Source organism: Psychromonas sp., from assembly GCF_983033635.1.
The window spans coordinates 1-2,835 of record NZ_CEZLMY010000255.1 but is presented as its reverse complement, the minus strand read 5'-3'; the positions used below and the strand labels follow the sequence as shown (position 1 = coordinate 2,835).

General features: G+C 44.5%; 1 protein-coding gene and 1 pseudogene. Both read right to left on the bottom strand.

Features of this window, described 5'->3' with window-relative positions; genetic code table 11:
* Positions 1–1,926 (bottom strand): hypothetical protein (locus AC4GME_RS18045; protein ID WP_490379962.1); only part of this gene is annotated, 1,926 nt, incomplete at its 3' end.
* A pseudogene (locus AC4GME_RS18040) lies at positions 1,919–2,835 on the bottom strand (hypothetical protein); the annotation flags it as partial. The pseudogene AC4GME_RS18040 and the gene AC4GME_RS18045, both read right to left, overlap by 8 nt.

Here is a 2,835-nt window from a genome sequence, read left to right as displayed (position 1 = left end):
GTTAATCTCCTTCTCTTCACGACCTTCAATCCAGTAGTTGAATCGTTTTCTAACTATTTCAGGTAACAGCATCGGCTGTAAGTCTGCGTATGGACCTAAGTCATGTGCAGGGTACTGATAAGCAAGCTGCAATGTTTGCTGCTTAGATAGGTGAATACCACTTTTTCGTAGATGGTGAAATCGTGCTATTTGTCCGCAGAGCGCTTTCATTGCCTTGGTGACAGGTAATAAATAATTAAGTTGGCGGGAGCTGATTTTCTCATTATCAAAGCCAATTAAAGGGGAGTTATAGTCGCTATCTTTTTTAAGGTGGATAGCAATACGCACTAACATCGCCATTGCATCGGGCAATACAGTATCAACGGTGCGAGTTTTATGACTTTTAGTGTCGCCCTCAGTGGTGTTAGTGATGATAAAATGAAAAGCATTAGACTTGTTGGATAAACAAATAATATCTTTAATGCGTAGCCTCAGTACTTCACCGCGACGTAACATTGCAAAGTAACCAATAATCGCGCTGACCGCACAATATAAACGCTGTAGCAATGTACCACCAGGTTGGGTAAGTAGCGCATCCACTATTTCGTGCAACGCCGATAAAGGAATACGAAAAGGATCGACTGTTGGTGCTAGGCTAGGGCTCTCGAATTCGGCGATATCCAGGTGGTCAGTGAGGGCTTGTGTGGAGATAAAACGAAAAAAGTAATGCACTAACCCTTTGTGTGTGTCGCTTTCCTGTTTTTCATATACCCGTTTAGCCCACTGCTGCAGTTGCTCATAGTCGATAGCAACCTCATAGCGTAGTGGCTCATCGTTAAAACACACTTCAATATTGCAGTATTTTGTGATGGTCGCATTAGACAACTTATCCACCTGCACTCCGCCATATAAAATCAATTCTCGACAATAGAGAAACAGATAGTGTTCAATAATATTATTTGGATTTAAGTTGGGAATAGCAAAGGTGTCAATTTCGCCCTTTTTAAACCCGTGATTGATTAACTGGCGTTGTGACCAACGAGGCTTGCTGGTCGGAGTGATGGTATTTAGCGGGGGAGTCGCATCAAAATCAACATGCCGCTCAGGTTGTGTCATATCTTTGAGCAACGTGGGTGGTAGGTTATCACGGCAACGCCAAAGCGATTGAAAGAGAGTATGCCACTGAGCTGGGGTGCATGGCCCTAAGTGGTAAGGGGCTTTGGATATGTGCTCATTAAGCGTATTGAGCAGTTGGCGCTGCGTGAGTGATGGTGCTTTCTTTTTGTAATAGTTGTCTAAAAAACAATAACTGTAGAGTGTTAAATGGTAACGCGTAAAAGTAGGCGTTGTTTGCTGAGCGGCTGACGATGCCTGTTGATGATGAATAACTTTAAGCTGTGTCTGTTGGCCTGTACGCTCGAGGCTGGCTTGTTCATTTAATATTGCGGCCAGATGGTTTAGCGAGAGCGGGGCAACCTCGAGTGCAATAGTTAATGTTGCCTGTGCAGCCGTTGGATTAGCTTGAGCATTCAGGGAGTCCGACTTGTCTGTCAGATAGGCTTGCCAAAGGGTATAGGCGAGTTCTGCTTGCTCACTTAAGCGGTTAAACCAAGCTAAGTCACGATCAACAAACAGCTTTTCAGTGCGTTCGGGCAGTTGCCACTGCGCAATGTCATTGAGATAGATAAGAACAGCATTCAGTGCTTGTCGATAGTGTTTTTGTTTACCCGTGGGGACTTGATTAATCGTTTGCTTGAGTTGTTGGTAGTACTCATCCGTTAGCGTGCGGAGGGGCACACTCTCATCCGACCAGCGCGATAGCACCCAATTAATATCTTCAGCGATTGACGCGCGCTTTTTATAAGGTAATAGCTCATCACTGTTGTTATGGCAGTGTTCAAGATACGTAAGTACCGTATTGGGCGCTAACTTTAAAACATTATTCACCGACGACTCCTAGCCGCTGCAATTTCAGCAACCCTAAGCGTTCAACAAGACGTTCCAAATAATTTTGTAATGGCACAAGCGTGAGTGGAAATTGGTCATCACTGCCGAGGTGCTCGCCTAAATTGCTATGGCCCATTAACCGATCAATTTGCTGTATAGCAAGGTGATGGGGCGGTAGACTAGTCAGTGCACATTGCGCAAAAAAGTGACGTAATTGATAGGGGACAACACCTGGCCATAACGAATGCATTGTTAGTCGTAAATAGTGTGCAGTCAGCAGTTGTTGCTCGCCCTGCTCGTCAATTAAGTACCACATCGCTTGATTTGGTTGGTGGTGAGGGAACTGCATCGTTAGCGTTTTCTGTAGCTGCAGGTATTCACTGATCTGCGTTTTAAGATATGAGCATAAAATCACAGAGCGCCACCGCCCTTTATCGTTAACGCAAACTTGCTCTCCCGCAAAGCAGCGACGTCGTTCAATAGTGATAGCATGCGTCGGCCGGACACCCGTTAAAGCAATAAACAGAAAAGCCAGTTGGATAGTACGCCAGTTGTAGTAAAGGCGATGTTGCTCAAGGGTCATGTTTTTTGCGAGATAGTGTTGTTCAACTTCATCGTTCAAACCTTTAAAGAAACTGACTACATCATGCTCGGCAAGACTACGTTGGCTACCAATGAGCACCGATGGGATAGCTTCATACTGTTTGCTCCCATTTTGGGTGTTAAGTTGATAGACCGTGATAATGCCACTTTTTTTAAGGTAGCTTGCTGCTTTGATAGGGGGCTCAGAGAGGTTTTTAGGTTGCCCAAGTACTGTATAGATAAAATGCTCATTAAGGCCAAGTACTTTAATTGTGGCGATGACTCTTTCGAAATAGCGGTTTTGCGCTAAAAATATCTTTTTGCGTA